This is a genomic window from Geodermatophilus sp. SYSU D00814, from assembly GCF_054050055.1.
Genome location: NZ_JBJGYP010000039.1, coordinates 13,418 through 36,359 on the forward strand (window position 1 = coordinate 13,418; position 22,942 = coordinate 36,359).

Annotated in this window: 21 protein-coding genes; 19 read left to right on the forward strand and 2 right to left on the reverse strand. The window is 75.2% G+C overall.

The features are described from left to right. The first annotated feature begins 20 nt into the window (after positions 1-20). The 14 genes from ACI780_RS21810 to holA all read left to right on the forward strand — a co-directional run bounded on the left by ACI780_RS21810 (position 21) and on the right by holA (position 16,385). Entirely contained in the window at positions 21-1,274 is a 1,254-nt protein-coding gene (locus tag ACI780_RS21810; RefSeq protein WP_457005723.1) for a glutamate-5-semialdehyde dehydrogenase, read from the forward strand. A 24-nt stretch (positions 1,275-1,298) separates the two neighbouring features. Then, positions 1,299-2,186 (forward strand): AAA family ATPase, encoded by an 888-nt coding sequence (locus ACI780_RS21815; RefSeq protein WP_456871110.1) that lies wholly within the window; start codon positions 1,299-1,301, stop codon positions 2,184-2,186. Further along, a complete protein-coding gene (locus ACI780_RS21820; protein WP_457005725.1) occupies positions 2,186-3,652 on the forward strand; it encodes a vWA domain-containing protein in 1,467 nt (488 codons plus the stop codon). The genes ACI780_RS21815 and ACI780_RS21820 overlap by 1 nt, the downstream gene beginning before the upstream one ends. Positions 3,653-3,709: 57 nt before the next feature. Then, entirely contained in the window at positions 3,710-4,393 is a 684-nt protein-coding gene (nadD, locus tag ACI780_RS21825) for a nicotinate-nucleotide adenylyltransferase (protein WP_457005727.1), read from the forward strand. Further along, complete coding sequence (gene rsfS / locus ACI780_RS21830) at positions 4,390-4,965, forward strand: ribosome silencing factor (protein ID WP_456871107.1); 576 nt, start codon at positions 4,390-4,392, stop codon at positions 4,963-4,965. Before nadD ends, rsfS begins: the two co-directional genes overlap by 4 nt. Continuing rightward, positions 4,962-5,720: a histidine phosphatase family protein gene (locus tag ACI780_RS21835; protein ID WP_456871106.1), complete on the forward strand. Its 759-nt coding sequence runs from the start codon at positions 4,962-4,964 to the stop codon at positions 5,718-5,720. The genes rsfS and ACI780_RS21835 overlap by 4 nt, the downstream gene beginning before the upstream one ends. A gap of 65 nt (positions 5,721-5,785) precedes the next feature. Continuing rightward, positions 5,786-6,688, forward strand: a complete 903-nt coding sequence (locus ACI780_RS21840) for a DegV family protein (protein ID WP_457005730.1) — start codon at positions 5,786-5,788, stop codon at positions 6,686-6,688. A gap of 138 nt (positions 6,689-6,826) precedes the next feature. Then, a complete protein-coding gene (locus tag ACI780_RS21845) occupies positions 6,827-7,687 on the forward strand; it encodes a ComEA family DNA-binding protein (protein WP_457005732.1) in 861 nt (286 codons plus the stop codon). Beyond that, positions 7,684-10,011, forward strand: coding sequence for a ComEC/Rec2 family competence protein (locus ACI780_RS21850; RefSeq protein ID WP_457005734.1), 2,328 nt, complete (start codon positions 7,684-7,686; stop codon positions 10,009-10,011). Before ACI780_RS21845 ends, ACI780_RS21850 begins: the two co-directional genes overlap by 4 nt. Before the next feature lie 58 nt (positions 10,012-10,069). Then, positions 10,070-11,419, forward strand: a complete 1,350-nt coding sequence (locus ACI780_RS21855; protein WP_456871102.1) for an ABC transporter substrate-binding protein — start codon at positions 10,070-10,072, stop codon at positions 11,417-11,419. A 13-nt stretch (positions 11,420-11,432) separates the two neighbouring features. Next, on the forward strand, positions 11,433-12,377 hold the full coding sequence (locus ACI780_RS21860; protein ID WP_456871101.1) for a carbohydrate ABC transporter permease: 945 nt from the start codon (positions 11,433-11,435) through the stop codon (positions 12,375-12,377). Continuing rightward, positions 12,374-13,297, forward strand: coding sequence for a carbohydrate ABC transporter permease (locus tag ACI780_RS21865; RefSeq protein WP_456871100.1), 924 nt, complete (start codon positions 12,374-12,376; stop codon positions 13,295-13,297). Before ACI780_RS21860 ends, ACI780_RS21865 begins: the two co-directional genes overlap by 4 nt. Beyond that, positions 13,294-15,324, forward strand: coding sequence for a beta-galactosidase (locus ACI780_RS21870; RefSeq protein ID WP_457005737.1), 2,031 nt, complete (start codon positions 13,294-13,296; stop codon positions 15,322-15,324). Before ACI780_RS21865 ends, ACI780_RS21870 begins: the two co-directional genes overlap by 4 nt. Before the next feature lie 56 nt (positions 15,325-15,380). Next, entirely contained in the window at positions 15,381-16,385 is a 1,005-nt protein-coding gene (holA, locus tag ACI780_RS21875; protein WP_457005739.1) for a DNA polymerase III subunit delta, read from the forward strand. Positions 16,386-16,461: 76 nt separating this feature from the next. On the opposite strand, the gene rpsT is transcribed toward holA, so the two are convergent. After that, positions 16,462-16,722: a 30S ribosomal protein S20 gene (gene rpsT, locus ACI780_RS21880; protein ID WP_089404955.1), complete on the reverse strand. Its 261-nt coding sequence runs from the start codon at positions 16,720-16,722 to the stop codon at positions 16,462-16,464. 187 nt (positions 16,723-16,909) lie between these two features. On the opposite strand from rpsT, the gene lepA reads away from it, so the two are divergent. Continuing rightward, a complete protein-coding gene (lepA, locus tag ACI780_RS21885; RefSeq protein ID WP_456871097.1) occupies positions 16,910-18,739 on the forward strand; it encodes a translation elongation factor 4 in 1,830 nt (609 codons plus the stop codon). Then, on the forward strand, positions 18,736-19,404 hold the full coding sequence (locus tag ACI780_RS21890; RefSeq protein ID WP_457005742.1) for an MOSC domain-containing protein: 669 nt from the start codon (positions 18,736-18,738) through the stop codon (positions 19,402-19,404). The genes lepA and ACI780_RS21890 overlap by 4 nt, the downstream gene beginning before the upstream one ends. On the opposite strand, the gene ACI780_RS21895 is transcribed toward ACI780_RS21890, so the two are convergent. After that, positions 19,383-19,793, reverse strand: a complete 411-nt coding sequence (locus ACI780_RS21895; protein WP_457005744.1) for a hypothetical protein — start codon at positions 19,791-19,793, stop codon at positions 19,383-19,385. The two genes, ACI780_RS21890 and ACI780_RS21895, sit on opposite strands and share 22 nt — an antisense overlap. Before the next feature lie 103 nt (positions 19,794-19,896). On the opposite strand from ACI780_RS21895, the gene ACI780_RS21900 reads away from it, so the two are divergent. From ACI780_RS21900 to ACI780_RS21910, 3 genes are all read left to right on the forward strand, one after another. Continuing rightward, on the forward strand, positions 19,897-20,592 hold the full coding sequence (locus ACI780_RS21900) for an LppX_LprAFG lipoprotein (RefSeq protein WP_457005746.1): 696 nt from the start codon (positions 19,897-19,899) through the stop codon (positions 20,590-20,592). Beyond that, entirely contained in the window at positions 20,561-22,291 is a 1,731-nt protein-coding gene (locus ACI780_RS21905) for an MFS transporter (protein WP_457005748.1), read from the forward strand. Before ACI780_RS21900 ends, ACI780_RS21905 begins: the two co-directional genes overlap by 32 nt. 110 nt (positions 22,292-22,401) lie before the next feature. Further along, positions 22,402-22,942, forward strand: a 541-nt coding sequence (locus tag ACI780_RS21910) for an ABC transporter ATP-binding protein (RefSeq protein WP_457005750.1), incomplete at its 3' end; no start/stop codon positions are given.

The following is a 22,942-nucleotide window of genomic DNA, read 5'->3' on the forward strand; positions in this document are numbered from 1 at the left end:
CGGCGCGTAGGCTCCCGGACGTGTCCGACGCCGTCGAGCTGCCGCTGATCGGGGCCGCCGTCCTGCGCGCCCGCGCCGCCGCCCGCGTGCTGCGCACGCTGCCGACCGACGTCAAGGACGCCGCCCTCTCGGCGATGGCCGACGCGCTGGTCGAGCGCACCGACGACCTGCTGGCCGCCAACGCGCTCGACGTCGAGGCCGCGGCGGCCGAGGGGACCCCGGCGTCGGTCCTCGACCGGCTGCGGCTGGACGCCCCGCGGGTGGCCGGCGTCGCCGCCGCGCTGCGCGAGCTGGTCGCCCTGCCCGACCCGGTGGGCGACGTCGTCCGCGGCTCCCGGCTGCCCAACGGGCTGGAGCTGCGCCAGGTCCGGGTGCCCTTCGGGGTGGTCGGCATCGTCTACGAGGCGCGGCCCAACGTGACCGTCGACGCCGCCGGGCTGTGCCTGAAGAGCGGCAACGCGGCGCTGCTGCGCGGGTCGGCGTCGGCGTACCGCACCAACGCGGCCCTGGTCGCGGTGCTGTCGGAGGCGGCGCAGAAGGCCGGCCTGCCGGAGGGGTCGGTCGAGCTGCTGCCGGCCGACCGCTCCTCGGTGGGCGAGCTGCTGCGCGCCCGCGGGCACGTCGACCTCGTCATCCCGCGCGGCGGCGCCTCGCTCATCCAGCGGGTGGTGCGCGAGGCGCAGGTGCCGGTGATCGAGACCGGCGTCGGCAACTGCCACGTCTACGTCGACGCCTCCGCCGACCCGGCCACCGCCGAGGCGGTCGTGCTCAACTCCAAGACCCACCGGGTGAGCGTCTGCAACTCCGCGGAGACGCTGCTGGTGCACCGCGACGTGCCGTTCCTGCCGCGGCTGCTCGCCGCGCTGGCCGAGGCCGGGGTCACGCTGCACGGCGACGACGCCGCCCGAGCCGCGCACGACGCCGTCGTCCCGGCCACCGACGAGGACTGGGCCACCGAGTACCTGTCGATGGACATGGCGGTGCGGGTCGTCGACGACCTGCCGGCCGCCCTCGACCACGTCGCGCGGTGGGGGAGCGGGCACACCGAGGCGATCGTCGCCGACTCGGCCTCGGCCATCGCCGCGTTCACCGCCGGGGTCGACGCCGCCGCCGTCATGGTCAACGCCTCCACCCGGTTCACCGACGGCGGCGAGTTCGGCTTCGGTGCCGAGATCGGCATCTCCACCCAGAAGCTGCACGCGCGCGGCCCGCTGGGCCTGCCCGAGCTGACCAGCACCACCTACGTCGTCACCGGCAGCGGCCACACCCGCTGACCGGCGCCCTCCCCGAGGAGCCCCATGCCCCGCCCCCCGACGCAGTCGCCGCAGTTCTCCTCCGTCGCCGACGTGGGCAAGCGGCTGTCGACGGCCGGCTACCTGCCCGACGAGCGGATCGCGACGACGGTCTTCCTCGCCGACCGGCTGGGCAAGCCGCTGCTGGTCGAGGGGCCCGCGGGCACCGGCAAGACCGAGCTGGCCAAGGCGCTGGCCGCGGCGACGGGGTCGGAGCTGATCCGGCTGCAGTGCTACGAGGGCCTCGACGAGGCGCGGGCGCTCTACGAGTGGAACTACAAGAAGCAGCTGCTGCGCATCCAGGCCGCGCAGGGTGGGGACGGCGCGGACTGGGACACCGTCCACGACGACATCTTCGGCGAGGAGTTCCTGCTCTCCCGGCCGCTGCTGACCGCCATCCGGCGCAGCGAGCCCACGGTGCTGCTCATCGACGAGACCGACAAGGCCGACGTCGAGGTCGAGGGGCTGCTGCTGGAGGTGCTCAGCGACTTCCAGGTCACCATCCCCGAGCTCGGCACGGTGACCGCCACCCGCCGGCCCACGGTGGTGCTCACGTCCAACGCCACCCGCGAGCTGTCCGAGGCGCTCAAGCGGCGCTGCCTGTACCTGTCGCTGGACTACCCCTCGGCCGAGCGGGAGCGGGAGATCGTGCTCTCCCGGGTGCCCGACCTGGCACCGGGCCTGGCCGAGCAGCTGGTGCGCACCATCCGGGCGCTGCGGGCGATGGAGCTGAAGAAGTCCCCGTCGATCTCCGAGACCCTCGACTGGGCGCAGACGCTGCTGGAGCTCGGGCTGGACACCCTCGACGAGGCCGCGGTCCGCTCGACGCTCGGCGTGGTGCTCAAGCACGCCAGCGACCAGGACCGCGCCGCCGCCGAGCTGCGGCTCAACTGATGTCCGCACCGTCGCCGGCCGGGTCGCCCGCCGGACCGGTCGCCCCCGGCGGGCTGGCCGGCCACCTGGACGGCTTCGTGCGCGCGGTCCGCGAGGCCGGCATCCCGGTGGGGATCAGCCAGGCCGTCGACGCCGCGGAGATCCTCACCGTGGTCGACCTGCTGGAGCGCGAGCAGCTGCGGCACGGGCTGGCGGCGGTGCTGCTGCAGCGCGCCTCGCAGCGCCCGGCCTACGACGTGCTGTTCGACCTGTGGTGGCCGTTGTCGGACCGCCCGGCCGGCTCCGGGGCCCCCGGCGACCCGTCCTCCGACGGCGAGGACCCTGGGGACGACGCCCGCACGCTGGACCTGCCCGACGGGCACGGCGACCAGCGGGACCTCTCCGACCGGATGCGCGCCGAGCTGGCCCGGCTGCTGCTCGAGGGCGACGACGAGGCGCTGCGCCGCTTCGCCCGCCGGGCGGTCGACCAGCTCGGGCGGGCGCCGGCCTCGCCGTCGGGGCAGTCGTACTTCGGCTACCGGGTGATGCGGGCGCTCTCACCGGACACCCTGGTCGCGCAGCTGCTGGCCGGCCTGGTGGGGGACGGCGGCCGCGGCGGGCTGGCCGAGCAGGTCGCCCGGCAGACCGTGCGCGAGCGGCTGGCCGCCTTCCGGGCCGCGGTCGACGCCGAGGTGCGCCGGCGCAGCGCCGCCGAGCGGGGCCGGGACCGGGTGGCGAAGAGCGCCGTGCGGCCGCTGGCCGAGCAGGTCGACTTCCTGCGGGCCCAGCAGGCCGACCTCGCCGAGCTGCGGCGGGCGGTGGCGCCGCTGGCCCGGCGGCTGGCGGTGCGGTTGTCGGCGCGGCGGCGGATGGGCCGCGAGGGCCGGCTGGACTTCCGCCGCACGGTACGGGCCTCGCTCGGCACCGGCGGGGTGCCGGTGGTCACCCACCACCGGCCGCGGAAGGTGCACAAGCCCGAGCTGGTCGTGCTCTGCGACGTCAGCGGCTCGGTGGCCGGGTTCAGCCACTTCACGCTGATGCTCACCCAGGCGCTGCGCGAGCACTTCTCCGGCGTACGCGCGTTCGCCTTCGTCGACTCCACCGACGAGGTGACCCGCTTATTCCGCCCCGGTGCCGACGTCGCCGGCGCCGTCGCGCGGATCGGGCGGGAGGCCGACGTCGTGGCCTTCGACGGGCACAGTGACTACGGCAACGCCCTGGAGGTCTTCGCCGACCGCTGGCCGACCGCCGTCGGGCCGAAGACGTCGCTGCTCGTGCTCGGCGACGGGCGGACCAACTACCGCCAGCCGGGGCTGCCGGTGCTGGCCGACCTCGTCCGCCGCGCCCGCTCGGCGCACTGGCTCAACCCCGAGCCGCGCCGGCTGTGGGGCAGTGGTGACTCGGCGGCCGACCGCTACGGCGAGGTCGTCGACATGGTCGAGTGCCGCAACGCCACCCAGCTCGCCGACTTCGTCACCACCCTCTGAGCGAGGGGCCGTTCCATCGCGTCACCGGCCCGGACGGGGCCCGGTTAGGCTCGGTCGGTGACCGGGACCCGGATCGGCGTGATGGGCGGGACGTTCGATCCCGTCCACCACGGTCACCTGGTCGCCGCCAGCGAGGTGGCCGGCCTGTTCGGGCTCGACGAGGTCGTGTTCGTCCCCACGGGCCAGCCCTGGCAGAAGACCGAGCGCGCGGTCAGCCCCGCCGAGGACCGCTACCTGATGACCGTCATCGCCACCGCCTCCAACCCGCGGTTCACCGTCAGCCGCGTCGACGTCGACCGCGAGGGCCCGACCTACACGATCGACACGCTCACCGACCTGCACCGGCAGCGCCCGGACGCCGAGCTGTTCTTCATCACCGGCGCCGACGCGCTCGCGCAGATCCTCACCTGGCGCGACAGCGAGCGGTTCCTGCGGCTGGCGCACTTCGTCGGGGTCACCCGTCCCGGGTTCACCCTGGCCGACGGGCACCTGCCCGAGGGGGTCGTCAGTCTCGTCGAGGTGCCGGCGCTGGCCATCAGCTCCACCGACTGCCGCGACCGTGTCGCTCGCGGCATGCCGGTCTGGTACCTCGTGCCCGACGGGGTCGTCCAGTACATCGAGAAGCGCGGCCTCTACCGCTCGGGCCCGGTCGCCCGCCGTCCCGGTGCCCCGGGTTCCGTCCGGCCCCCCGCCGGCCCGTCCGACCCCCCGTCGACCGCCCTCCAGGAGGTGCCCCGATGACCGCCTCGGCCGAGGCGCGGGAGACCGCGCTGCTCGCCGCCCAGGCCGCCGCCGACAAGCTCGCCACCGACGTGTCGATCGTCGACGTCAGCGACCGGCTGGCGATCACCGACGCCTTCGTGCTGGCCTCCGCGCCCAACGAGCGCCAGGTGCAGTCGATCGTCGACGAGGTGGAGGAGCGGCTGCGGGGGCGCGGGATCAAGCCGGTGCGGCGCGAGGGCGTCGCGGAGGCCCGCTGGGTGCTGCTCGACTTCGTCGACGTCGTCGTGCACGTCCAGCACGCCGAGGAGCGCGCCTACTACGCCCTCGAGCGGCTGTGGAAGGACTGCCCGACCATCCCCTTCGTCGACCGGGCCGTCCCGTCCGGTGACGGCGCCGCCGCCGCGCCCCTCTCGGCGGACGACGTGGACCCGGCCGGCGCCGGCTCCGTGCTGCTGGCACCCGACCCGGACGAGCCCGCACCCGGCGCGACCACCGACGAGGACCTGCTCGACGACGACCTGCTCGAGGGCGACCCGCTCGTCGACGGGGCCGCGGGGGAGCCCGGGGACCCGGACGCGACCGGCCGGTGACGGCCGCCGTCCCGGCCGACCTGCCCGCCCTGCCGGACCTGCCCGTCCCGCGCCTGGTCGTGTGGCGGCACGGGCGCACGGAGTGGAACGCCACCGGCCGCTTCCAGGGGCAGCTGGACCCGCCGCTGGACGCCGAGGGCCGGGCACAGGCGGTCCGCACGGCGCCCCACCTGGTCGCCGGCGGGCTGCACCCCGGCTCGACCGTCGTCGTCTCCAGCGACCTCGTCCGCGCCGCCGACACCGCCGCGGCGCTGACCGCGCTGCTCGGCGTCCCGCTGCGGCTCGACGAGCGCCTGCGCGAGCACGGGCTGGGCTGCTGGGAGGGGCTCACCCGGGACGAGGTGGCCGACCGGTACCCCGACCAGTTCGCCGACTGGGCCGCCGGGCGGCCGGTGCGCGGTCGGGGCGGCGAGGAGAACGCGGCCGTCGTCGCCCGGGCCCTCGCCGCCCTCGCCGACCTCCCGGCGGCCGACGTCGCCGTGGTGGTCACCCACGGCGGGACCGCCGGGCGGCTGATGGAGGCGCTGCTCGGACTGGGACCGCAGCACCGGCGGGTGTTCGGCCCGCTGGCCAACTGCGGCTGGAGCGAGCTCGTCCGGCAGGGGGAGCGGTGGCGGCTCGTCCGGCACAACTGCGCGGTCACCGTCGTCCCGGCGGCGGCGGAGGCGGACGGGCGGGCCGGAGGCGCCGTGCTCGACGCCGGTGCCACGCCGGAGGGCGCGCCCCCGGCCCAGGACGCCGACGCGCTGTCCTGAGACCCGGGGCGGCAGCCGGCGGCACCCCGGCGGACCCACGGCCGGCTGCGGGCTAGCCTCGGCTGATGCCCGTCGCCGTGGTCACCGACTCCACGGCCTACCTGCCGCCCGAGCTGGTCGCGCAGTACGGCATCGAGGTGGTGCCCTGCTACGTCGTCCTGGCCGGACGCAGCGGGCGCGAGGGCGAGGACGTGACCCCCGAGGACGTGGCCCGCGCGCTGGCCGTCCGCGGGCAGCGGGTGTCGACCTCCCGGCCCACACCGGGGGACTTCGTCGCCGCCTACCGCCGGCGCCTGGCAGCCGGCGCCGACCGGGTGGTCTCGGTCCACCTGTCGGCCGACCTCTCCGGCACCTGGGACGCCGCCCGCCTGGCCGCCGCGCAGGTCGGCGAGCACCTGGTGACCGTCGTCGACACCCGCTCGACGGCCATGGGCACCGGCTTCGCCGTCCTCGCCGCCGCGCGAGCCGCCGCGGCGGGAGCCGACGCCGCCGGGGTCGCGGCGGTCGCGAACACGGCCGCCGCGCGCACCCGCACGCTGTTCGTCGTCGACACCCTCGAGCACCTGCGCCGCGGCGGCCGGATCGGCTCCGCCGCCTCCCTGCTCGGCACGGCACTGTCGATCAAGCCGGTGCTGCACGTGGTCGACGGCCGGGTCGTGCCGCTGGAGCGGGTCCGGACCACCACCCGCGCGATCAGCCGCATGGTGCAGCGGGCCGCCGAGGCCGCCGGCGGCCCGGGCGCCTCCGTCGCGGTGCACCACCTGGCCGCCGCCGACCGCGCCGAGAAGCTCGCCGCCCAGCTGCGCGAGGCGATCCCCGACATGCGGGAGCTGCACGTCAGCGAGCTCGGCGCGGTCATCGGCGCGCACGTCGGCCCGGGCGCGGTGGGCGTGGTCGTGGCGCCCGCGGAACAGCCGGCGGACACGCAGGACGAGCCCGCTCCCGACACGGAGCGCCGGGAGGACTGAACGCAGGAGGGCGGTCACCGGCGCAGCGTGCACCCGGCCGCCGCTCCTCGACCGCTGCGCGTCCACAGGCGGGGAGGCCGTCCACAGGACCCCGCGCGACGGTCGGCGCCGGCCCGCCGCCTGCCTACCGTCCGCCGCGTGCGCCTGACCTCCCGCCGTGACGACGCCGACGTCATCCGTGCCCGACTGCGGGTGCTGCTGGCCGAGGGGCGGCGGTCCGGCTGGCTCCCCGACGACGACCCCCCACGCGATCCCCTCGACGCCGACCTCGGTGCCGACCTCGGTGCCGACCTCGACGACGGACCAGGCCACGACGCCGACGACGAGCCGGACCCCGACGACGCGCTGCCCGGCGCGCTGGGACGCCACCGCGCACCGGCGCGGACGGTGCGCGTCGACCCCGGCCGGCGCGGCAGCCGGGCGCTGTGGGTGGCGGGTCTCCTGGCCGGCCTGGCGCTGGCGGGGTGGACCTGGCTCGACCGGCCGCGCGTGGAGCCCGCACCGCCGGCCGTGACCTCCGCGGCCGCGCCGGCGTCGCCGTCGGTGGGGGAGACCGCCGGCGCGCAGCCGACCGTCGTCGTCTCCGTGGTCGGCCTGGTCGCCCGGCCCGGCCTCGTGACCCTGCCCGAGGGAGCGCGCGTGGCCGACGCGGTCGCCGCCGCCGGCGGGCTGCTGCCCGAGGCCGACCCCGCGTCGGTCAACCTGGCCGCGGTCGTGGCCGACGGCCAGCAGATCGCCGTCGGGGTGCCCGGCGCCGCACCGCAGGCCGACCCCGCCGCCGCCCCGGGGCAGGCCGGTGCACCGGCCGGGCCGCTGGACCTCAACGCCGCCACCGTCGCCGACCTCGACGCCCTGCCCGGCATCGGCCCGGTGCTGGCCGAGCGGATCGTCGCCCACCGCGAGGACCACGGCCGCTTCACCAGCGTCGAGCAGCTCGACGACGTCCCGGGCATCGGCCCGGCCATCTACGCCGAGCTGGCCGACCTGGTGCGGGTGTGACCGGCGCGCCGCCGGACCGCTGGACCTGGCTGGACCTGCGGCTGGTGCCCGTCGCCGTCGCCGTCTGGACCGTCACCCTCGCCACCGGCCCCCTCCCGCCGGTCGTGCCGGCGGCCCTCGCGGCCGCGGCGGTGGTCGCCGGGCTGGTCGTGTCGCGCCGGCGCCACCGCGCCGGGGCGCTCGTCGCCCTCGCCGTGCTCGCCGCGGTGGCCACCGCGGCCGGGGTCGCGGCCGTGCGCGGTGCCGCGCGGGCGGCCTCGCCGCTGGCCGACGCCGCGGGGGAGCGCTCGGTGACCGTGCAGCTCGAGGTGGACGGCGACCCCCGGCGGGTGGGGAGCACGGCGGCGCCGCGCCTGGTCCTCGACGCCACGGTCACCGGCTTCGACGACGGCCGGCGCACGGTCCACCTGAGCGCCGCCGTGGTGGTCTTCGCGCCCGAGGACGGCTGGGCCGACGTCGTCCCGGGACAGCGGCTGCGGGCGCGGGTCGCCGTCGCCGCGGCTCCCGCCGCCGACGGCGTCGTCGCCCGGCTCTCGGCCCGCGGACCCCCGCAGCGAGTCGGCGACGCGCCCTGGGTGCAGCGCCTGGCCGGCGGGCTGCGCGACGGGCTGGCCGGCTCGGCGGCCCGCGTCCTCGACGCCCCGGAGGCCGGCCTGCTGCCGGGCCTGGTGGTCGGGGACACCCGGGCGATGGACCCGGTCCTCACCGAGGACTTCCGGCTCGCCGGGCTGTCCCACCTCACGGCCGTGTCCGGCGCCAACGTGGCGATCGTCCTGGCCGGGGTGCTCGCGCCGCTGCGGCGCCGGGCGGTCGACCGCCGGGTGCAGGCGCTGGTCGCCGTCGTCGCGCTGGCCGGGTTCGTCGTGCTGGCCCGGCCGACGGCCAGCGTCGTCCGGGCGGCGGCGATGGGCGGGGTGGGCCTGCTGGCGCTGGCCTCCGGCCGTTCCCGCGTGGCAGTGCCCGCGCTCGCCGCGGCGGTGACGGTCCTGCTGCTGCTCGACCCCCGCCTCGCCCGCGACGCCGGTTTCGCCCTGTCGGTCACCGCGACGGCGGCCATCGTGCTGCTCTCGCCGGGCTGGTCCCGCGCACTGCAGCGACGCCGGTGGCCCGGCGTCCTCGCCGACGCGGTGGCCGTCGGGGCGGCCGCCGGTGTGGCCACCGCGCCGCTGGTCGCCGGGTTGTCCGGCCTGGTCAGTCCCGTGTCCCTGCCGGCCAACCTGCTCGCCGCCCCGGCCGTGGCGCCCGCGACGGTGCTCGGCCTGCTCGGCGCGCTCGTCGGGGCGGTGGTGCCGCCCGCCGGTGACGCCCTCGTGTGGGTCGCCGGCTGGCCGGTGCGGTGGCTGGTGGCCGTCGCGCGGACGGCGGCCGGCCTGCCCGACGCGGCGACCGGCTGGCCGGCCGGCACGCGCGGGGCCCTGCTGCTCACCGCGGTCGTGCTGCTCGCCGGGCTGGTGCTGTGGCGGTACCGGCGGCTGCGCGCGCTGGCCCTCGCCGTCCTCGTCGGCCTGGTGGTCCTCGGCTGGCCGCTGCGCCAGGTGACCGGCGGCTGGCCGCCGGCCGGCGCCGTGGTCGTGGCGTGCGACGTCGGGCAGGGCGACGCGCTCGTGGTGCCCACCGGCCCGGGGGAGGGCGTCCTGGTCGACGCCGGACCCGAGGTCGGCCCGGTCGACCGCTGCCTGGACGCGCTGGGCATCGACACCCTCCCGCTGGTGCTGCTCTCCCACCTCGACGCCGACCACGCCGGCGGCCTGGCCGGGGCGCTGACCGGGCGGGCGGTCGGGACGGTCGCCACCGGCACGCTGTCCCCGGCCGACGACCGCCGGGCCGCCCTCGACCGGCTGGCCGCCCGGTCCGGCGCCCGGCGCGAGACGCTCGTCCCCGGCGACGTGCGGACCGTCGGCGGTGCGACGGTGGAGGTCCTCGCCCCGCCACCGGAGATCGCGACGGCGACCGCGGAGCCCAACGACCTGTCCCTGGTCGTGCGGCTCACCCACCGGGGCGTGCGGGTGCTGCTCACCGGGGACCTGAGCGCGACCGCGGAGGCGCGGCTCCTCGACCGCGGGGTCGACCTGCGTGCCGACGTCCTGAAGGTCCCGCACCACGGCAGCGGCGACGTCGACCCGGCGTTCCCGGCCGCGACCGGCGCCCGGGTGGCGCTGGTCTCGGTCGGCGCCGACAACCCCTACGGGCACCCGGCGCCGGGCCTGCTCTCCGTACTCTCTCGGTCCGGAATGCGGGTGCACCGCACGGGTCAGCAGGGCGATCTCGCCGTCGTCGGTTCCGACGACGACTGGGGGGTGGCCGGACGCGGCCCGGCTCCTTGACGTCCGCCACAGCGAAAGGTCACCCTCTGCCGGACCCCCCAATGACGAGGAGTTTTCTGTGAAGCACCAGCGCCGCCTGATGGTGGCCGCGATGACCCTGCCCATGCTCGCCCTGGCCGCGTGCGGCGGGGGCGGGGACGAGGACACGGCAGCAGGTGGAGGCGGGGGCGGCTCCACCGACTGCGCCGCGTCCGACGGCGAGGTCACGCTGAACTTCGTGACCTGGGTGCCGGGCATGGACCAGGTCGTGGACATGTGGAACCAGGAGAACCCCGACATCCAGGTCGAGGTGGAGACCACCCCGGCCGGCAACGCCGGTACCTACAGCAACCTGTTCAACGGGCTCGAGGCCGGCACCGCACCCGACCTCAGCCAGATCGAGTACGACTCGCTGTCGAGCTTCCGGCTGCAGGACGGGCTGCAGGACATCAGCGCCTGCGAGGGCATCTCCGACGCCTCCGGTGACTTCGTCGACTGGACCTGGTCGCAGGTGCAGCTCGGCGACGACGGCGTCTACGCGATCCCGCAGGACACCGGTCCGATGGCGCTGTTCTACCGGGAGGACCTCTTCCAGCAGGCCGGCATCACCGAGCCGCCGACCACCTGGGAGCAGTACTACGAGGCCGCCAAGACCCTCAAGCAGGCCACCGGCGCCTACATCACCCACTTCCCGCAGGGCGACGCGAACTGGTTCACCGGCCTGCTGTGGCAGCGCGGTGCCAGCCTCTTCGAGCTCGACGGCGACCAGGTGCAGGTCAACGTCGACAGCCCGGAGGCGCAGGAGGTCGCCGACTACTGGCAGCGGATGATCGACGAGGACCTCGTCGCCACGAACCTGCAGGGCTTCTCGCCCGACCTCTACGCCGCGTGGAACTCCGGCCAGGTCGCCAGCTGGCCGTCCGCGGCCTGGGGCTACTCGACCATCCGGGACAACGCGGCCAGCACCGCGGGGCTGTGGCGGGTCGCTCCCATGCCGCAGTGGTCGGAGGGCGACGAGGCCGCCGGCAACTGGGGTGGGTCGACCACCGCCGTGCTCTCCGGCACCGAGCACCCGGCCGAGGCGGCCCAGTTCGCGCTGTGGCTCAACACCGACCCCGAGGCGCTGGCCATGGCCAACGAGCTCGGTGGCCTCTTCCCGGCGGCCAACGCCGGCTCGGAGCTGCCCGCTCTGCAGGAGGGCGTCGAGTTCTACGGCGGCCAGGAGATCTTCTCGATCTTCACCGAGGCCTCGGGCCAGGTCGACACCGACTTCACGTGGGGTCCGACCATGACCGACACCTACACGGCCATGAGCGACGGCTTCACCGCCGCCCTCAACGGTCAGGGCACGCTCTCCGAGGCACTGACCGACGCCCAGTCCGCGTCGGTGGAGTCGCTGGAGAGCCAGGGCGTCCAGGTCGCGGACTGACCTGACACCCGTCATGGCCGCCGTCGCTCCGCCGACCACGCCGTCCTCCCCTGCCGCCGCGCCGCGGCGGCAGGGGAGGACGGCGGTCCGCTCGCGGGCCTGGATCTGGTTCACCCTGCCGTTCCTGGTCCCGTTCGTCCTCTTCTACCTGCTGCCCATCGGGTACGCGATCGTCCAGAGCCTGACCAAGACCGAGCGCACCGGCGGGATCTTCGGCGAGACCACCACCACCTTCGCGGGGCTCGAGCAGTACTCCCGGGTGGTCACCGACCCGGCCTTCCTCAACGGCGTCGGGCGGGTCCTGCTCTTCGGCGTCGTGCAGGTGCCGGTCATGCTCGGCTTCGCCCTGCTGCTCGCCCTGCTGCTCGACTCGGCGGTCGCGCGCCTCAAGCGCACCTTCCGGATCGTGTACTTCCTGCCCTACGGCATCCCCGGCGTCATCGCCGCGCTGATGTGGGCGTTCCTCTACAGCCCGCAGCTGAGCCCCATCGTGGGCCTGCTGCAGGACGGCGGCATCGACGTCGAGTTCCTCGGCTCGGGCACCATCCTGTGGTCGATCGCCAACGTGGTGACCTGGACCTACACCGGCTACAACATGCTGATCATCTTCGCGGCCATGCAGGCGATCCCGCAGTCGGTCTACGAGGCCGCCAAGGTCGACGGCGCCGGCGGTCTCCGCACCGCGTGGTCGATCAAGATCCCGCTCGTGCTGCCCGCGCTGATCCTCACCGGGGTGTTCTCCATCATCGGCACGCTGCAGCTGTTCACCGAGCCCATCGTCTTCCGGGCCATCTCGACCAATGTGACGTCGAGCTACACGCCCAACCTGCTCGCCTACACCACCGCGAGCGCGAACAACTACCCGCTGGCCGCCGCCATGTCCGTGGTCCTGGCCGTCGCCACCTTCATCCTCTCCTTCGCGTTCCTCCGGGCGACCGCGAGGAGGTCGGGACTGTGAGCACCGTGGCACCCGTCCAGGGCGAGCAGAGTGCCACCCCGCCGCGGTCGTCGCGGTCGCGGCTGATGCGCCGGGGGGCGACCCAGGAGTCCCCGGCCTCGGTCGTCGTGGCGATGGTCGTCCTCGTCGCCGCGGCCGTGTACTTCCTGCTGCCGGTCTACTGGCTGATCGTCAACGCGACCAAGTCCCAGCCGGACCTGATCAACAGCAACGGCTTCTGGTTCGCCGACTGGAACCTCGGGGAGAACCTGTCGGAGCTGTTCGCCCGCGACGGCGGCGTCTTCCTGCGCTGGGCGCTCAACAGCCTGCTCTACGCCGGGCTGGGTGCGGCGGTCGGCACGCTGCTGGCCGCGATGGCCGGCTACGCCATGGCCAAGTACGAGTTCCGCGGCCGGGAGCTGCTCTTCTCGATCGTCCTCGGCGGGGTGCTGGTGCCGGCGACCGCGCTGGCCCTGCCGCTGTTCCTGCTCTTCGCGCGGGTGAGCCTGACCAACACCTTCTGGGCGGTCTTCCTCCCCAGCATCGTTAGCCCGTTCGGCGTGTACCTGTCGCGCATCTTCGCCGCCGCCTCGGTGCCCGACGAGCTCATCGACGCCGCCCGGCTCGACGGCGCCAGCGAGTGGCGGATCTTCTCCACCATCGCCGTCCGGCTCATGAGCCCGGCGCTGGTGACGATCTTCCTGTTCCAGTTCGTCGTGATCTGGAACAACTTCCTGCTGCCGCTGATCATGCTGCGCAACGACCAGCTCTGGCCGATCACCTTCGGGCTGTTCTCCTGGCAGTCCCAGGTGTCGCGCGACCCGCAGCTGCAGATCCTCACCGTCACCGGCTCCCTGGTGTCGGTGATCCCCCTGATCATCACGTTCCTCGTGCTGCAGCGGTACTGGCGGGCCGGCCTGGCCGCGGGGTCGGACAGGTGAGCCGCTGGCCCACCGACTCGATCTCCTTCGGCGGGGACTACAACCCCGAGCAGTGGCCGCGTGAGGTCTGGGCCGAGGACGTCGCCCTCATGCGCGAGGCCGGCGTCGACCTGGTCACCGTCGGGGTGTTCAGCTGGGCGCTGCTCGAGCCCGAACCCGGCCGGTTCGACACCGGGTGGCTCGACGAGGTCCTGGACCTGCTGCACGACGGCGGGATCCGGGTCGACCTCGCCACCGCCACCGCGTCGGCGCCGCCGTGGCTGGCCCGGCTGCACCCGGAGGTGCTGCCCGTCGCCGAGGACGGCACCCGCTTCGCCATCGGTGGGCGGCAGACCTGGTGCCCGTCCTCGCCGGTCTTCCGGGAGCGCTCGCTGGCCCTGGTGGAGCACCTCGCCCGGCACTACGCGCAGCACCCGGCGCTGGCGATGTGGCACGTCAACAACGAGCTCGGCTGCCACAACGTGCACTGCTACTGCGACGTGTCGGCCGAGGCCTTCCGCGGCTGGCTGCAGCGCCGCTACGGCAGCGGCACCGACGGGCTCGCCGCGCTGAACGCGGCCTGGGGCACCGCCTTCTGGAGCCAGCGCTACGGCGACTGGGCCGAGGTGGGCGTGCCGCGGCGGACGACGGCCACCGGCAACCCCACGCAGCGGCTGGACTACCTGCGCTTCTCCTCCGACGAGCTGCTCGACCAGTACCGCGCCGAGGCCGAGGTGCTGCGGAGGACCACCCCGGACGTCCCGGTCACCACCAACTTCATGGTGACCAGCCACCAGTGGGCCATGGACTACGGCACCTGGGCGCCCACCCAGGACGTGGTCTCCAACGACCACTACCTCGACCACCGCCTGCCCGACCCGCACGCGGAGATGTCCTTCTGCGCCGACCTCACCCGGGGGCTGGCCGGCGGCGGGCGCTGGCTGCTGATGGAGCACTCGGTCTCCGCGGTCAACTGGCAGCCGGTCAACGTCGCCAAGCGGCCCGGCGAGGCGGTCCGCGACAGCCTCGTCCACGTCGCCCGCGGCGCCGAGGGCATCTGCTTCTTCCAGTGGCGGGCCAGCCGGGCCGGCGCGGAGAAGCACCACTCGGGCCTGCTGCCGCACGCCGGCACCGACTCGCGCACCTGGCGGGAGGCCAAGGAGCTCGGCCGGGCCCTCCGCAGCCTCGACGAGGTGCGCGGCACCCGGGTGCGGGCCGACGTGGCGCAGGTCTTCGACCACCAGGCCTGGTGGTCCAACGACGCCCCCTCCCGCCCGACGGAGCTGCTGCACTACCTCGACGCCGGCCGCGCGGTGCACCGCGTGCTGCGCGCCGCGGGCGTCACCAGCGACGTCGTCCCCGTCGCCGCCGACGACCTCGCCGGGCGGCTGGCCGCACACCGCGTGGTCGTCGTCCCGACCCTGCACCTGTGCACCGACGCCACCGCCGAGGCGATCGCCGCCGCGGGCGCCGCGGGGGCCCACGTCGTCGTCACGTGCTCGTCGGGCATCGTCGACGAGCACGAGCACGTCCGGCTCGGCGGCTACCCGGGCGCCTTCCGCGACCTGCTCGGCGTGCGGATGACCGAGGTCCTGCCGCTGCTGCCCGGGGAGGAACTCGAGCTCGAGCACGGCTGGCGGGGGACGGTCTGGTCCGAGGAGGGCACCGTCGACGACGACGTCGAGGTGGTGGCCCGCGTGCTCGACGGGCCGGTGCCGGGCCAGCCGGCGGTCACCCGCCGCCCCCTGCCCGGCGGGGGTGTGGCCTGGTACGTCGCCACCCAGCTCGACGACGCCTCCTGGGACGCGCTGCTGCGCCGGGTGCTCGAGGAGGCCGGCGTCGAGCCGGTCGCCGCCGTGCCGCCCGGCGTCGAGGTGGTCCGCCGGGTCTCCGACGACGGCGCGCGCTCCTACCTGTTCTGCCTCGACCACACCGGGCAGGAGCAGCGCGTGCCCGCCCGCGGCACCGAGCTGCTCACCGGCCGGGCGGTCGACGGCGAGGTGGTCGTACCCGCCCGGGGCGCCGCCGTGGTCCGCGAGGACGCCTGACCCACCACCCTCCGGAGAACCGCTGGGGCGTCGGCGGGGCGTGGCACCATGCCGGTGTGGCCGCCGCACCCCCCGCCCCGACCTCCCGCCTGCGGGCCGTCGTCGGCGAGGAGGAGCTGCTGCGCTCGCGCGCCGTCGCCGCCGTGCGGGCCGCCGTCCTGGAGCGGCACCCGCAGGCCGAGCTGCACGAGCTGACCGCCCTCGGCCTGCCGGTCGGCCAGCTCGCCGACGTCCTGGCCCCCTCGCTGTTCGGCGAGCACCGCCTCGTCGTCGTCGCGGGCGTGCACGAGGCGGCCGGCGCCCTGGTCGACGCGCTGACCGCCTACTGCGCCGACCCCGACCCGGACCTCACGCTGGTCGTGGTCCACCACGGCGGCAAGCGCAACGAGGCGCTGCTGAAGACCCTCACCGCCGCCGGGGCGGCGCTCGACGAGTGCCCGAAGATCTCCTCGGCCGGCGACCGGGCGGCGTTCGTCCGCAACGAGGTCCGCGCCGCCGGCGGCCGGATCACCCCCGACGCGGTCGGCGCGCTGGTCGACGCCGTCGGCGGTGACCTGCGGGCGCTGTCGTCGGCGGCCACCCAGTTGGTGGCTGACGTCGGCGGCACGGTCGACGCCGACGCCGTCGCGCGCTTCCACCGCGGGCAGGCCGAGGTCAGCGGCTTCACCGTCGCCGAGCGGGTGCTCGTGGGCGACCGGCAGGGATCGCTGGAGATGCTGCGGTGGGCGCTCGAGCGCGGGGTCGCGCACGTGCTCATCGCAGACGCCATCGCCGACGGCATCCGCACCGCCGCCCGGGTCACCTCGCTCAACACCTCCAACACCGGCGAGCTGGCCCGGGCGCTGAAGCTGCCGCCGTGGAAGGTCAAGAAGGCCCAGACCCAGGCGCGCGGCTGGAGCATCGACGGGCTGCAGCAGGCGATCGGCGTGGCCGCCGGGCTCAACGCCGACGTCAAGGGCGTGGCGGCCAGCGCCGACTACGCGCTCGAGCGCGCCGTCCGCCGCATCGTCGACATCCGCGCCACCACCGGCCGCGACTCCCGCGCGCGCAGCCGGTACTGACCCCGGCCGGTCAGCGCCCCGCAGACGCCGACGAGCCCCGTCCCCCACGGGGGACGGGGCTCGTCGTGAGCTCAGCTCAGAGGCTGGTCAGCTGCTTGGCCATGCCCGACTTGCGGTTGGCGGCTTGGTTCTTGTGGATGATCCCCTTGCTGGCGGCCTTGTCGAGCGCCTTGCCGGCCCGCTGCAGCGCGGTGGTCGCGGCCTCGGTGTCGCCGGCGGCAGCGGCCTCGCGGAAGCGGCGGACGGCCGTCTTCAGGGCGGACTTGACGGCGACGTTGCGCTGCCGCGCCTTCTCGTTCGTCTTGTTCCGCTTGATCTGGGACTTGATGTTCGCCACGCGTGAGCCTCGGTGTCTCGCAGGGGATGGTCTGTCGGTGCGTCCGGACGGCAGGCGTCAGCGGACCGGCCTGCCAGGTTACCAGCGTCGGCGTCCGGGTCCCACCCCGGTCGGTCGAGGCCCTCCGGGCACGGTGCCGGGCACGGTGCTCCGCGACCCCGGCCGGTCGTGGGACCATGGCAGCACTGTGACGACTCCCGCTGCGACCGATCCCGCCCGGATCCGGAACTTCTGCATCATCGCCCACATCGACCACGGCAAGTCGACGCTGGCCGACCGGATGCTCGAGGTCACCGGGATCATCGAGGCACGGCAGATGCGCGCCCAGTACCTCGACCGCATGGACATCGAGCGCGAGCGCGGCATCACCATCAAGGCGCAGAACGTGCGCCTGCCGTGGGAGGTCGGGGACACCGAGTACGTCCTCGACATGATCGACACCCCGGGCCACGTCGACTTCACCTACGAGGTGTCCCGGTCGCTGGCCGCCTGCGAGGGCGCGGTCCTGCTGGTCGACGCCGCGCAGGGCATCGAGGCGCAGACCCTGGCCAACCTCTACCTGGCCCTGGAGAACGACCTCACGATCATCCCGGTCCTCAACAAGATCGACCTGCCGGCCGCGCAGCCGGAGCGCTACGCCGCCGAGATCGCGCACATCATCGGCTGCGACCCGGCGGACGTGCTGCGGGTCAGCGGCAAGACCGGCGAGGGCGTGCCCGAGCTGCTCGACGCCATCGTCGCCCAGATCCCCGCGCCGGAGGGCGACGCCGACGCCCCCGCCCGGGCGATGATCTTCGACAGCGTCTACGACATCTACCGGGGCGTCATCACCTACGTCCGCGTCGTCGACGGGCGGATCGCCAGCCGCGAGCGGATCAGGATGATGTCCACGGGCGCCACCCACGAGCTGCTCGAGATCGGCGTCATCTCCCCGGAGCCCAAGCCGGTCGACGGCCTCGGCGTCGGCGAGGTGGGCTACTTCATCACCGGCGTGAAGGACGTCCGCCAGTCCCGCGTGGGGGACACCGTCACGCTGCAGCACCGCCCGGCCGCCGAGCCCATCGGCGGGTACAGCGACCCCAAGCCGATGGTCTACTCCGGCCTCTACCCGATCGACGGCAGCGAGTACCCGCTGCTGCGCGAGGCGCTGGACAAGCTGCTGCTCAACGACGCGGCGCTGACCTACGAGCCGGAGACCTCCGCGGCTCTGGGCTTCGGTTTCCGCGTCGGCTTCCTCGGCCTGCTGCACCTGGAGATCGTCCGCGAGCGGCTGGAGCGCGAGGCCGGCATCAGCCTCATCTCCACCGCGCCCAACGTCGTCTACCGGGTGGTGATGGAGGACGGCACCGAGCACACCGTCACCAATCCCAGCGACTGGCCCGAGGGCAAGATCGACCGGGTCTACGAGCCGATCGTCAACGCCACGATCATCGCGCCGAGCGAGTACACCGGCGCGATCATGGAGCTGTGCCAGAGCCGGCGCGGCCAGCTCGGCGGCATGGACTACCTCAGCGAGTCCCGCGTCGAGCTGCGCTACACGCTGCCGCTCGGCGAGATCATCTTCGACTTCTTCGACGCCCTGAAGTCGCGCACCCGCGGGTACGCCAGCCTCGACTACGCCGAGGCCGGCGAGCAGGAGTCCTCGCTGGTCAAGGTGGACATCCTGCTGCAGGGCGAGCCGGTCGACGCGTTCAGCGCGATCGTGCACAAGGACAAGGCGTACAGCTACGGCGTGATGATGGCCGGCAAGCTGCGCGAGCTGATCCCGCGGCAGCAGTTCGAGGTGCCCATCCAGGCCGCCGTCGGCTCCCGGGTGATCGCCCGCGAGACCGTCCGGGCCATCCGCAAGGACGTCCTCGCCAAGTGCTACGGCGGTGACATCACCCGCAAGCGGAAGCTGCTGGAGAAGCAGAAGGAGGGCAAGAAGCGGATGAAGATGGTCGGCCGCGTCGAGGTCCCCCAGGAGGCGTTCGTCGCCGCGCTGTCCACCAGCGAGCCCTCCGCCGCGAAGAAGTGACCCCGCGGCTGCTGGCCGTCTGCGTCTCCGGTCCCGACCTCCTCCCGCTCCCCGGGCGCCGGCCCGACCGCAGCGGCATCGACAAGCGACCGGTCGCAGGCCGGGTCGCCGTCGGTGAGCTGGGGCTCGACGGCGACGTCCAGGCCAACCGCAAGCACCACGGCGGCGAGGGGCAGGCGGTCTACGCCTTCGCCGAGGAGGACGCCGCGTCCTGGGCCGCCGAGCTCGACCGCGACCTGCCGCCGGGCCGGTTCGGGGAGAACCTGCGGACGGCGGGGCTGGACCTGACGAACGCCGAGATCGGCGAGCGCTGGCGGGTCGGGACGGCGCTGGTCGAGGTGACCGCGCCGCGCACGCCGTGCGCCACCTTCGCCCGGTTCTGGGACGTGCCCGACCTGGTCAAGCGGTTCACCGCGCGCGGGGCCACCGGCGCCTACCTGCGGGTGCTGGAGACCGGCGACGTCGGCGCCGGCGACGAGGTGCGCGTCGTCCACCGGCCCGGCCACGGCGTCACCACCGGCCTGGCCTTCCGCGCGCTGACCACCCAGCCCTACCGGATCCCCCAGCTCGAGCCGGCGCTGGCCGCGTTCCCGGTCAAGGCGCAGGCCAGGCTCGCCGGGCGCATCGCCCGGGCCCGCGCCGCTCAGTGCAGCCAGGGCGCGTAGGACAGCCCCACCACCAGCCCCTCGGCGCTCTGCAGCCGCGCCACGGTCTGCCCCCACGGCTCGGTGCGCGCCCCGTGCAGCAGCGTGTGGCCGCGCTCCTCGAGCTCGGTCGCTCCGGCGGCCACGGCATCGGGGTCGGCGAGCTCGAACTCGACGCTGGCCTGCGGGACCGGGCGGCCGGCCGGCCAGTCCGAGGTGCCGAAGCAGGCCTGCGCCGCCTCGCTCAGCGGCCAGACCCCGAAGTGCCTGCTGCCCTCGATGTGCTCGCTGGCGAAGTACTCCCCGCCGAGCCGTTCCAACGGCAGGCCGAGCGCGTCGACGTAGAGGGAGCGGCTCGCGACCGGGTCGGGCGCGATCACGCTGACGCTGGCGATGAAGAGGACGTCCACGCGCACACCCTGCCGGTGGGCACCGACGGATCCCGCGGTCGGACATCCCGGCGCGCTACCGTGCCCGCGCCGGGCGGACCGGCACGGACGGGAGGACGGTCGGATGCTGCGCCGCGCTGCCGCACTGGGTGCCGTGCTCGTGGTCGCGCTCGCCGGCTGCGGCGGCGGGGGCGGGGAGCCCGAGGAGTCCGCCGCCGACCTGCTCGCCCGCGCCAAGACGACGCTCGACGAGACCAGCAGCCTGCACTTCGTGCTGACCAGCGAGGGCGCGCCGACCACCGGCACCGCGCTGACCGGCGGGGAGGGCGACGTGCTGCGCCCGGCGTCGTTCGAGGGCACCCTGCAGGTCCTGGCGGCGGGGGCCTCGCTCGACCTCGCCGTCGTCTCCGTCGCGGGCACCGTGTACGCGCAGCTGCCCTTCACCAGCGGCTTCAGCGTCGTCGACCCCGCGCAGTTCGGCTTCGGCGACCCGGGCGCGCTGCTCGACCCCGACACCGGCATCTCGCAGTTCCTGGCGCAGGCCGAGTCCGCCGAGCTGGGGGAGGAGCGGCGGGTCGACGGCGAGGTGGTGCGCGAGGTGACCGCCGAGGTGCCCGGCGACCTGGTCGAGCAGGTGCTCACCAGCGAGGACCCCAGCCAGCCGGTGGACGCCCGCTTCTCCGTGGCCACCGACAGCGGCCAGCTGCGCCGCGCCGAGCTCACCGGCCCGTTCTACGCCGCCGACCAGGACGCCACCTTCACCATCGAGTTCTCCGACCCGGGCGCCGATGTCGAGATCACCGCACCGCCTGTCGGCTGAGCCGGTTCCCCGCGCCGCCCCGGGACTGCCGCTGGTCGTCCTGGCGACGCTGGCGGTGCTGGTCACGGCGGCCGACACCTACGTCGTCGTCCTGGCCCTGCCCGACATCCTCACCGGGGTCGGCGTCGGCATCGACGAGCTGCAGCGGGCCACGCCGATCATCGGCGGCTTCCTGCTCGGCTACACCGCCACGCTGCCGCTGCTGGGCCGCCTGGCCGACCTGCGCGGCCGGGTCCCGGTGCTGGCCGGCTGCCTGCTGCTGTTCGCCCTCGGCTCGCTGCTCACCGCGACGGCGACCGGTCTCGGCGCCGCCGTCGCCGGGCGCGGCCTGCAGGGGGTGGGCGCCGGCGGGCTGGTGCCGGCGACGCTCGCGCTGGTCGCCGACCGCTGGCCGCCCGAGCGCCGGGCGGTGCCGCTCGGGGTGGTCGGCGCGGTGCAGGAGGCCGGTGCCGTGCTCGGCCCGCTGGCCGGCGCCGCGGTGCTCGCCGTCGCCGACTGGCGCGCGGTGTTCTGGCTGAACCTGCTGCTCGGGCTGGCCCTCGCCACCGGGGTGGTCCTCACCGGCGGCCGGCGGCCGGACCCGCTGGGGCTGGCGCTGCTCGCCGTCGCCGGCGCCGCCGCGGGCCTGCAGCTCGCCGCGCCGCCGGCGCTGACCGAGGACGTCACCCTCGGCCTGGCCTGGGTGCCGCTGCTCGACGGCGTGACCGCGACGACGCCGCTGGTGCTGCTCGCCGTCGTCGCCGCCGGAGCGCTGGTCGCCCGGAGTCTCACCGCGCCCGCCGGTGCGGTGCTGCCGCTGCGCGGGGTGCCGCGGCTGCTGCGCGAGGTCGACGTCGTCGGCTCGCTGCTCGCCGTCGTCGCGCTCGGCGCGCTGGTGTGGGCGTTCGCCGCGGCCGACCCCGCCACCGAGGTGGTCGCGCACGGCGCGGTGCTGCTGCCGGTGGCCGCCGCGGCCGCCGTCGCGTTCTGGCTGCACGAGCGGCGCACGCCCGACCCGGTGCTGCCGCTGTCCGAGCTGCGCCCGGCCGGCGCCTGGGGCGCGCTGCTGGTCAACCTGCTCGTCGGGGTGGCGCTGGTCGCCGCGCTCGTCGACGTCCCGCTGTTCGCCCGCGCGACGACGACGCCCGGCGACCAGCTCGGCGCCGCGCTGGTGCTGCTGCGGCTGCTCGTCGCCGTCCCCGTGGGCGCGGTGGCCGGCGGGTGGCTGTGCCGCCGGGTCCCCCCGCGGCTGGTGGCCGCCGCCGGCACGGCGCTGGCCGCGCTGGCGCTGTGGGCGATGACCGGCTGGGGCGAGGCCTCGCTGGACCGGTGGACGTCGACCGTCGTGCTGCTCGCCGCGGGCCTGGGCTTCGGCCTGGCGATCGCACCGGTCAACGCGGTGCTGCTGGCGGTGACCGGCCCGGCGGTGCACGGCAGCGCCAGCGCGCTGGCCGTCGTCGCGCGCACCGTCGGCATGCTCGTCGGACTGTCGATGCTGACCGCCGTGGCACTGCGCCGGTTCACCGCCGAGGTCGAGGCCATCGGCTCGCCGTTGACGCTGTGCCCCACCTCGCCCGCCGACTGCCCGGCCCACTCCGCCGCCCTGGACCAGGCCGTGCTCACCCAGCTGCACACCGTCTTCGCCGGTGCCGCGATCGCCGCCGGGCTGGCCGCCGTCGCGGCGCTGGTGCTGCTGCGGGAGGATCGCACCACGCGCTGACCCGGTCCCCGTGACGATCACGGATCGAGACCGAAGCGGACCGGACCGTGGCGTGGCGCAGCGGCTCGTGTCACAGTTCGCCGAACGTCCGGGCTCAGGAAGGACCACGCATGGCCGCCATCACCTACGACCACGCCACCTTGACCTATCCGGGGGCGTCCGCGCCGTCGGTCAGCGGGCTGGACCTCGACGTCGCCGACGGGGAGTTCCTGGTGCTGGTCGGCCCCTCGGGCAGTGGCAAGTCCACCGCGCTGCGGATGCTGGCCGGGCTGGAGGAGGTGACCGAGGGGTCGATCCGGATCGGTGACCGCGACGTCACCCACCTGCCGCCCAAGGAACGCGACATCGCGATGGTGTTCCAGAACTACGCGCTGTACCCGCACATGACGGTGGCGGACAACATGGGCTTCGCGCTGAAGATCGCCGGGATGAAGAAGGACCAGATCCGCACCCGGGTGGAGGAGGCGGCCAAGGTGCTCGACCTCACTCCGTATCTGGACCGCAAGCCCAAGGCGCTGTCGGGGGGGCAGCGGCAGCGGGTGGCGATGGGCCGGGCGATCGTGCGCCAGCCGCAGGCGTTCTTGATGGACGAGCCGTTGAGCAACCTCGACGCCAAGCTGCGGGTGCAGACCCGCACCGAGATCGCCGCGC

Coding starts and splice junctions, on each gene's coding strand:
- ACI780_RS21815 (WP_456871110.1), top strand. CDS start 1,299: ATGCCCCGCCCCCCGACGCAGTCGCCGCAGTTCTCCTCCGTCGCCGAC.
- ACI780_RS21820 (WP_457005725.1), top strand. CDS start 2,186: ATGTCCGCACCGTCGCCGGCCGGGTCGCCCGCCGGACCGGTCGCCCCC.
- rsfS (WP_456871107.1), top strand. CDS start 4,390: ATGACCGCCTCGGCCGAGGCGCGGGAGACCGCGCTGCTCGCCGCCCAG.
- ACI780_RS21840 (WP_457005730.1), top strand. CDS start 5,786: ATGCCCGTCGCCGTGGTCACCGACTCCACGGCCTACCTGCCGCCCGAG.
- ACI780_RS21860 (WP_456871101.1), top strand. CDS start 11,433: ATGGCCGCCGTCGCTCCGCCGACCACGCCGTCCTCCCCTGCCGCCGCG.
- ACI780_RS21900 (WP_457005746.1), top strand. CDS start 19,897: ATGCTGCGCCGCGCTGCCGCACTGGGTGCCGTGCTCGTGGTCGCGCTC.
- ACI780_RS21905 (WP_457005748.1), top strand. CDS start 20,561: ATGTCGAGATCACCGCACCGCCTGTCGGCTGAGCCGGTTCCCCGCGCC.